Annotated in this window: 8 protein-coding genes; 7 read left to right on the forward strand and 1 reads right to left on the reverse strand. The window is 61.7% G+C overall.

Features of this window, described 5'->3' with window-relative positions; translation table 11 throughout:
- Positions 1 to 66 precede the first annotated feature (66 nt).
- The 4 genes from NKI69_RS30325 to NKI69_RS30340 all read left to right on the forward strand — a co-directional run bounded on the left by NKI69_RS30325 (position 67) and on the right by NKI69_RS30340 (position 3498).
- Positions 67 to 1470 (forward strand): L-serine ammonia-lyase, encoded by a 1404-nt coding sequence (locus tag NKI69_RS30325; RefSeq protein WP_352723138.1) that lies wholly within the window; start codon positions 67 to 69, stop codon positions 1468 to 1470.
- 76 nt (positions 1471 to 1546) lie between these two features.
- Entirely contained in the window at positions 1547 to 1984 is a 438-nt protein-coding gene (locus NKI69_RS30330; RefSeq protein ID WP_013531780.1) for a DUF1489 family protein, read from the forward strand.
- Positions 1985 to 2068: 84 nt separating this feature from the next.
- On the forward strand, positions 2069 to 2800 hold the full coding sequence (locus NKI69_RS30335) for a vWA domain-containing protein (protein ID WP_164892904.1): 732 nt from the start codon (positions 2069 to 2071) through the stop codon (positions 2798 to 2800).
- Positions 2800 to 3498, forward strand: coding sequence for a DnaJ domain-containing protein (locus NKI69_RS30340; RefSeq protein ID WP_023812952.1), 699 nt, complete (start codon positions 2800 to 2802; stop codon positions 3496 to 3498). Before NKI69_RS30335 ends, NKI69_RS30340 begins: the two co-directional genes overlap by 1 nt.
- A gap of 46 nt (positions 3499 to 3544) precedes the next feature.
- On the opposite strand, the gene NKI69_RS30345 is transcribed toward NKI69_RS30340, so the two are convergent.
- Positions 3545 to 4954, reverse strand: coding sequence for a D-alanyl-D-alanine carboxypeptidase (locus NKI69_RS30345; RefSeq protein ID WP_023812951.1), 1410 nt, complete (start codon positions 4952 to 4954; stop codon positions 3545 to 3547).
- Positions 4955 to 5239: 285 nt separating this feature from the next.
- Here NKI69_RS30345 and NKI69_RS30350 point away from each other — a divergent pair, with 285 nt between their 5' ends.
- From NKI69_RS30350 to clpA, 3 genes are all read left to right on the forward strand, one after another.
- On the forward strand, positions 5240 to 5569 hold the full coding sequence (locus NKI69_RS30350; protein WP_013531776.1) for a phasin family protein: 330 nt from the start codon (positions 5240 to 5242) through the stop codon (positions 5567 to 5569).
- A 297-nt stretch (positions 5570 to 5866) separates the two neighbouring features.
- A complete protein-coding gene (gene clpS / locus NKI69_RS30355) occupies positions 5867 to 6196 on the forward strand; it encodes an ATP-dependent Clp protease adapter ClpS (protein ID WP_023812950.1) in 330 nt (109 codons plus the stop codon).
- A 6-nt stretch (positions 6197 to 6202) separates the two neighbouring features.
- On the forward strand, positions 6203 to 8671 hold the full coding sequence (gene clpA / locus NKI69_RS30360) for an ATP-dependent Clp protease ATP-binding subunit ClpA (RefSeq protein ID WP_023812949.1): 2469 nt from the start codon (positions 6203 to 6205) through the stop codon (positions 8669 to 8671).
- Positions 8672 to 8785: the final 114 nt, after the last annotated feature.

An 8785-nucleotide genomic window follows, 5' to 3' on the forward strand; every position in this document is an offset into this window, starting at 1 on the left:
AAGAGCGGAAACATCGTGGGAATTCCTATATGTAGTCATCGACCTGACGCCAGGAGACAACGCCGCGTGTTCCTTTCGGTTTTCGACCTGTTCAAGATCGGCATAGGACCCTCGAGTTCGCACACGATGGGGCCGATGACCGCCGCTGCGCGGTTTCTCGACGAGGTCGCGGGAAATGACTGGCCGCGTCCGGCGGGCGTCAAGGTCGACCGGCTTGGCGCAAGTCTGCACGGGTCACTCGCCTACACCGGTATTGGCCACGGCAGTGATCGCGCCGTCATGCTCGGCCTTGCCGGCCTGACGCCGCAGACGGTCGATCCCGACCAGGCCGATGGCATTGCCAGCCGCATCGCCGCCGAAAAGCGCATTTCGCCGCCCGGCCATCCCGCCTATCGCTTCGATCCGGCCACCGATCTGGTGCTGGACCGCAAAACGCCGCTCACCGGTCACGCCAACGGCATGGCGTTCTACGCCTATGATTCCGGCGGCCGCCTGCTGCTCAAGCGAATCTACTATTCGATCGGCGGCGGCTTCGTGGTTTCCGAAGAAGAACTGCAGCGGATGAAAGCCAAGGGTTCGGTGACAACCGAAGGCAAGAAAGTGCCTTATCCGTTCAAGAATGCGGTCGAGATGCTGGCCATGGCCGGCAAAAGCGGCCTTTCCATCGCCGACATGAAACGCGTCAACGAGGAGACGCAGATGACGCGCGAGGCGCTCGACGCCGGCCTCGACGGAATCTGGAGCGCCATGAAGGCCTGCATCGACCGTGGCCTGTCGCAGGATGGCATCATGCCGGGTGGGCTGAAGGTGCGCCGCCGTGCCCGCATGCTGCACGATAAGCTGCAGGAGCAGTGGCAGCAGAACAAGCCCAATCCTTTGCTCGCCAATGACTGGCTGTCGATCTACGCCATGGCCGTGAACGAGGAAAATGCCGCCGGCGGCCGCGTCGTCACCGCGCCGACCAATGGCGCTGCCGGCACGCTGCCGGCGGTGCTGCGCTACTGGCTGCATTTCCATCCCGAGGCGGACCAGCCGAGCATTCGTGATTTCCTGCTGACGGCTGCCGCCGTTGGCGGCATCATCAAGACCAACGCGTCGATCTCGGGCGCCGAGGTCGGCTGTCAGGGCGAGGTCGGGTCGGCATCGGCGATGGCGGCGGCCGGCCTGTGCGCCGTCATGGGCGGCACGCCCGAGCAGGTCGAGAATGCCGCCGAGATCGCGCTCGAACATCATCTCGGCATGACCTGCGATCCGGTCGGCGGGCTGGTGCAGGTGCCGTGCATCGAACGCAATGCGCTGGGCGCGGTCAAGGCGGTGACGGCAGCGTCACTGGCCATCAAGGGCGACGGCATCCATTTCGTACCGCTCGATGCGGCGATCGAGACCATGCGCCAGACCGGCCTCGACATGAACGAGAAGTACAAGGAAACCAGCCTTGGCGGGCTTGCAGTCAACGTCGTGGAGTGCTGAAGGCTGGCCTAAACCGCCACTGTGGAGAAGTCGATCCGGTCGTTGACGCGTTCGCGTGCAGGACTAACCTTAAGCGATGTCTCTCAATCTCATAAAACTCTGTGTCGGCTGCGACAGCGTCGAGGATCTCGAAGAGTGGATCGCCTTCCGCCTCGACGAGCGGCGGCGCGCCGGTGAGCCGGTCGAGCAGTATCACACCACCCGTATGATGCCGACGCGCGGCGCCGAGGTTACCGATGGCGGTTCGCTCTATTGGGTGATCAAAGGCAATGTGCAGTGCCGCCAGTTGATCACCGAAATCCGGCCGTTCACCGACAGTGAAGGCATAGGCCGTTGCCATCTGATACTCGACCCCGAGGTTGTACGCACCGACTGGCAGCCACGCCGGGCTTTTCAGGGCTGGCGCTACCTGAAGCCGGCGGACGCGCCGCTCGATCTGGGTAAGGGCAAGGCCGGATTGATCGAGATGCCGCCGAAACTCAGGCGCGAGCTGGCCGATCTCGGTCTGCTCTGACCCCAGGTGGCATCACCGCCTGGCCCTTTGCACTGCCCGATGTGGGGCTTGCAAGCGATGTGGCAACGCCACATCTTGTTTTTCATGAGCGATAAGAAGCAGCCTGTGCCAGCGGGGACCAATCCTGCGCCGATCAAGCCTCAATCCAACGCCGGCGAGATCGACGCCTTCATTCGTCAGGCGAGGACACTTGCCGCGTCGGCGACCGGTTCGGGCAGGCTGATCCTTGCTCTCGACGCAACAATGAGCCGCCAGCCGACCTGGGATCTGGCTTGTGAGCTGCAGGGCCAGATGTTCGACGCTGTCGGCAAGGCCGGAACCCTCAGCGTGCAACTGGTTTATTTTCGTGGTCTCGGCGAGTGCCGTTCGTCCGCTTTTGTGAGCGACACCAATGCCTTGAAGCAGCTGATGACGCGGATCGAATGCCGCAGCGGCCACACCCAGATCGGCAAGGTCCTGACGCATGCGTTGAAACAGACGGCGGCCGCCAAGGTCAATGCGCTGGTCTACATCGGCGACGCGATGGAAGAGAATATCGACGATCTGGCCGAAAAGGCCGGCAGCCTCGGCCTTCATGGCGTTCCCGTCTTCGTGTTTCAGGAAGGCCATGATTCCGGCGCAGAAAAGGCGTTCAAAGAGATTGCGCGGCTGTCCAAGGGGGCTTGGTTTAGATTTGATCGGCGGGCTGCCGCGACCCTGGCAGGACTGCTTTCGGCCGTCGCCGTGTTTGCGACCGGCGGGTTGAAGGCGCTCGAAGCCAGGGGCAGGCCGGAAGACCGGCTGATGATCGAGTATCTGCGGGGCGGCGGAAAATAATGGGCGCGATCATCGCTTTTGGAGCGTTGCTTCTGCTGCTCCTCGGCGCGGTGACGATCTTTCTGCGTGCCGAGCCGGCGAAACTGGCGAGCACGCTGCGAACGCTCGGGCCGGCTCTTCTGGCACTTGTCGGCGTCGCCGTGCTTGTGGTCGGCCGGGAAGGCATCGGCGGCATGATTCTCACCGGCGCAATTGCCTGGTATGGTTCCATGCGCATGAAACGCCAGCCGGCCGGGCTTGCACCGGGCAAACGCTCGACGGTGCGCACAGCGGCATTGGAAATGGAACTCGATCACGATACCGGCGGCCTCGAAGGACTGGTCCTGGCTGGCCGCCACGAAGGCAAGATGCTTGGCGCGATGGGGCTGGCGGAATTGCAACACCTCTACCGCGAACTCTCCGGCGATCCGGAGAGCCGACAGCTGCTAGAGACGTATCTTGACGGCAGATTTCCCGTCTGGCGCAAAAACGCTGAGACGAACGGTGGCGAAGGGCTGGGTGTTGCGCCAGGTCCGGGCGCCATGACTAAGGAGGAGGCCTACAAGGTCCTTGGTCTTGAAGCGGGGGCCGCCGCGGCGGATGTCCGCAAGGCGCACCGCCGCCTGATGCAGCGCCTGCACCCCGATGTCGGCGGCACGTCTTTCCTGGCGGCGCGGATTAACGAAGCCAAGGACGTCTTGCTCTCCAATCACAACTAGTCTCCTTCGACGCAGAATTTTTCCGGGAGATGGCTTGCACGCCGTCCTACTGCTGGACGGCGTAGCACTCGATGTTCTTCTTCTTCAAAGCGGTACAGGCCTTCCAGGCGGCGGTCTTCGAACCGAAGCCACCGAAGCGGGCGCGGTAGTAGGTGACGCCATCCTTGTCGAAGGCGACAGTGAAACCGGAAGCGTCCGCCAGCACCTTGGGCGCCTGCTTGGTGGTCTTGTCGAGAAAGGCCTGGGCCTCGGACTGCTTGGGCGACGAGGCGACCTGAATGGCCCAACCCGAAGGCACCGACGCGGTGTTGACCGGGTCGACAGCCGCCGGCGTCGGCTCGGCATAGGCCGCTACAACCTGGGCCGTCGCGACTTGGGGGGCTGAAACGATGACGGTCTTGACCTTTCTGGTCTTGACGACGGGGGCTGCTTCTCCGGCCTGCGCGGTATCGTCTTCCGCGACCGTGGCGTCCTCGGCAACGGTGACATCGTCCTGCGCTATGACAGGCTTGTCGTCCGGTGTCGGAGCGTCATGCTTGGGCAGGAGAACCTTGGCAAGGGCGGTGATCGGGTTGTTGCCACCGGCCTTGGCGACCAGATCGCCACCACCGCGAGTCGACGCCCTCGGCAGATAGGTGTTGATCAAGCTGGCCATCTGATTGTCGCGGCTGCCGCCCGAGGTGCCGCCCATGACCACGCCGACGATGCGGCGATTGCCATCGGAAACCGATGAGACGAGGTTGAAGCCGGAGGCGCGGGTGTAGCCAGTCTTGATGCCGTCGACGCCCTTGATGCGTCCAAGCAGACGGTTGTGGCCGTTGATGCGCTGGCGCCCATAGAGAAAGGAGCGCTGCGAGAAATAGCCGTAATACTGGGGAAAATGCTCGCGCAGCGCGATGCCGAGCGTCGCCATGTCGCGGGCGGTGGTGAACTGGCCGGGGTCGGGCAGGCCATTGGCGTTGCGGAACACGGTGCCGTTCATCCCCAGCGCACGCGCCTTGGCGGTCATCATGCGGGCAAAAGTGGTTTCATTGCCGCCGAGCATTTCGCCGAGCGCGGTGGCCGAGTCATTCGCCGACTTGGTGACGATCGACAGGATCGCGGTCTCGACCGTGACGGAACCGCCCGGCTTCACGCCAAGTTTCGTCGGCGCCTCGGCGGAGGCCTTGGCGGAAAACACCACTGGCGTGTTCCTGCTGATCTTGCCCTTCGCCATCGCTTCGAAGGTCAGATACAGCGTCATCATCTTGGTCAGCGAAGCCGGATAGCGCCTGCCGTTGGCGTCGGCGGAGTAGAGCACTTTGCCGGTCTTGGCATCCACGACGATGGCCGCCTGCCTGGCCGCCAGCGACGAGGCAACGTCGCCAAAAACGAATGTCATCGCCAGGGCGATGATCATCATCGTTTTGAGAGGGGAGGTAGATTTGGAAACGATGCCCAACAACGCCTTACGCACTGGTACTTCCCTTGGATTTCTTCGTTGCGTTGGAGGCGGCAAAGGGTCCTGCCTCGCTTCCGGCCAAGCTACCGGCGCAGCGTTACCAATCCGTTTATGGTAACCGCCGCGTTCACCATTTTCTTCGGGCTTGTGGCTCTCTTTATTCGATTTTTAGCCATTGGCTGCGCAGGCGGGTCCGCAAGCCCGCGAAATCTTGACTTTTGTGCGGCGCACAATATATTATCTTGCATTGCACAAGGGCGCCCCGAAGAAGGACGCTTCAACCGTCAAGGGAATCGTGAAATGACCCAGACCTATGAGGACTTCAGCAAATACGGCAAAGAGTTCGCCGACACCGGATTGAAGAGCTTTGCGTCGCTGTCCAAGGGCGCGCAGGCGATTGCCACCGAAGCTGGTGAATACACCAAGAAGAGTTTTGAAACCGGCAGCGCCACGGTGGAGAAGCTGTTTTCAGCCAAGTCGCTGGAAAAGGCGATCGAGATCCAGTCGGATTACGCCAAGCAGTCCTATGAGGCGTTCGTCGCCGAGGCCACCAAGATCGGCGATCTCTATGCCGAACTCGCCAAGGAAGCTTACAAGCCATTCGAATCGATCGTTGCCAAGGCAAAGTAATTTTGCCCGGGCGAACTGATTTCGCCTGACGTGACCCCAGATTCAGCCTTCGAACCCGAGAAAAAGCCCGGCCACGGAAACGCGGCCCGGCTTTTTCGTGTCAATTTCCGTTCCAGAGCCTCGCGCCCCTTCACGATTGCGAAAATCGTCCAAGTTTGGTGACCTAGCCATATTGTCAGCTAACCAGAAGGGCTTAAAATCGTACATCGAACACCTACATGTCGAACTCGCATGGGGAATCGAAAGAGGCAGGAATACGTGACGATCGGTTTGACTGCCACGAGACGAGTGGTGCGGATGCAAGACGGCGACGGTAACGGCAATGGGGCCGGCCGTGGGACGGCCGTCATCACGCGCACCAAAACCAAGACCAAGAAGCCCAGCCTTTATCGGGTCCTCATCCTCAACGACGACTACACTCCGATGGAGTTCGTGGTTCACGTGCTGGAGCGTTTTTTCCAGAAGGATCGCGAAGCCGCCACACGCATCATGCTTCATGTTCACAATCATGGAGTGGGCGAGTGCGGGGTCTATACATTCGAGGTGGCCGAGACCAAAGTGTCCCAGGTCATGGATTTCGCCCGACAGAATCAGCATCCGCTGCAATGCGTGATGGAGAAGAAGTGAGGTAACATGCCGGCTTTCTCCCAAGGCCTGGAAAAGGCGCTTCACCAGGCGCTGACGCTCGCCAATGAGCGGCACCATGAATATGCAACCCTAGAACATCTGCTGCTCGCGCTCATCGACGACACCGAGGCGGCCGCCGTCATGCGCGCCTGCAATGTCGATCTCGATGAGCTCAAGCACACGGTTCTCACCTATATCGACACCGAGCTCGACAACCTCGTCACCGGTTACGACGAGGACTCCAAGCCGACCGCCGGTTTCCAGCGCGTCATCCAGCGCGCGGTGATCCATGTGCAGTCGTCTGGCCGCGAGGAGGTTTCGGGCGCTAACGTCCTCGTCGCCATCTTCGCCGAGCGCGAGAGCCATGCCGCCTATTTCCTGCAGGAACAGCAGATGACCCGCTACGACGCGGTCAACTACATCTCGCACGGCATTGCCAAGCGTCCGGGCGCATCGGAGACACGCTCGCCGCGCGGTGCCGATGACGAGCAGGGCGGCCAGAACGGCGCCGAGCCACAAGAGGAAGGCGGCAAGAAGAAGCAGCAGCAGGATGCGCTGACGGCTTATTGCGTCAATCTCAACAACAAGGCCAAGGCCGGCAAGATCGACCCGCTGATCGGCCGCGAGTCCGAGATCAACCGCACCATTCAGGTGCTGTGCCGCCGCTCGAAGAACAACCCGCTCTATGTCGGTGATCCCGGCGTCGGCAAGACGGCGATCGCCGAGGGTCTGGCCAAGCGCATCGTCGAGGGCGACGTTCCCGAAGTGCTGCACAACGCCACCATCTTCGCGCTCGACATGGGCACGCTGCTCGCCGGCACGCGCTATCGCGGCGATTTCGAGGAACGGCTGAAGCAGGTCGTCAAGGAACTGGAGGACTATCCCGGTGCCGTGCTGTTCATCGACGAGATCCATACGGTCATCGGCGCAGGGGCTACTTCAGGCGGCGCCATGGACGCGTCCAACCTGTTGAAGCCGGCGCTGTCATCGGGTGCGATCCGCTGCATCGGCTCGACCACCTACAAGGAATTCCGCCAGTTCTTCGAGAAGGACCGTGCTTTGGTGCGGCGCTTCCAGAAGATCGACGTCAACGAACCGACCATCGCGGACGCCATCGAGATCATGAAGGGCCTCAAGCCCTATTATGAGGAGTTCCACAAGGTGAAGTTCACCAACGAGGCGATCAAGGCCTCGGTGGAGCTGTCGGCACGTTACATCAACGACCGCAAGCTGCCGGACAAGGCGATCGACGTGATCGACGAGACCGGCGCCTCGCAGATGCTGGTTCCGGAAGCCAAGCGCAAGAAGACGATCGGCATCAAGGAGATCGAGGCGACGATCGCCACCATGGCCCGCATCCCGCCGAAGACGGTTTCGGCCGATGACGAGAAGGTGCTGCAGGGTCTCGATATCGAGCTGAAGCGCGTCGTTTATGGCCAGGACACCGCGATCACCGCGTTGACCTCGGCGATCAAGCTGGCGCGTGCCGGCCTGCGCGAACCGGAGAAGCCGATCGGCTCCTACCTGTTCTCCGGCCCGACCGGCGTCGGCAAGACCGAAGTGGCCAAGCAGTTGGCCGCGTCGCTCGGCGTCGAGCTGATCCGCTTCGACATGTCGGAATATATGGAACGCCACACTGTCTCGCGGCTGATCGGCGCGCCTCCCGGCTATGTCGGCTTCGACCAGGGCGGTCTTTTGACGGACGGCGTCGACCAGCATCCGCATTGCGTGCTGTTGCTCGATGAGGTCGAGAAGGCACATCCGGACCTGTTCAACATCCTGTTGCAGGTTATGGACCATGGCAAGCTGACCGACCACAATGGCAAGCAGATCGACTTCCGCAATGTGATCCTAATCATGACCACCAATGCGGGCGCGTCGGATGCGCAGCGCGCGGCGATCGGCTTCGGCTCGACCAAGCGCGAAGGCGACGATGTCGAGGCGATCAACCGGCTGTTCACGCCGGAATTCCGCAACCGTCTCGATGCGATCATCCCGTTCGGCTCGTTGCCGGTGCCGGTCATTCATCAGGTGGTGCAGAAGTTCGTCATGCAGCTCGAGGCCCAGCTTTCCGAGCGTGGCGTCACCTTCGACCTGTCGGCGGATGCGATCGCCTGGCTCGCCGACAAGGGCTATGATGAGCGCATGGGAGCGCGGCCGCTCGGCCGTGTGATCCAGGAGCACATCAAAAAGCCGTTGGCCGACGAGGTGCTGTTCGGCAAGCTCAAGAAGGGCGGCACGGTGCGTGTCACCGTCGAGAAGAAGGAAACCGGCGAGACCGGCCTGAAGCTCGAATCACTCGCCGACGAGGCGCCGGTGAAGCCGAAGAAGGAAGAGCCGGAAGAAACAACGAAGCCCAGAAAGGCCGTGACGAAAAAGCCCGCGGCCAAGAAGCTGGTGGCGCAGAAGCCCGAAGCCAAGGGCAAGGACGGCGGCAAGCGCAGCCTCGTGCCGCAACTGCCCCGAAAGAACTGACCTTGACGAAAGTCGAAAAAAGCCCCGGAAATGAACTGACCCCATAAAGTTGGACGGTTCATTGAGTTGGTAGGTTTAAGGGCTGGTTCCTGTATTGCACAGGGGCCAGCCCTT

This window comes from Mesorhizobium sp. M0491 (assembly GCF_040321265.1).
Lineage (GTDB): Bacteria > Pseudomonadota > Alphaproteobacteria > Rhizobiales > Rhizobiaceae > Mesorhizobium.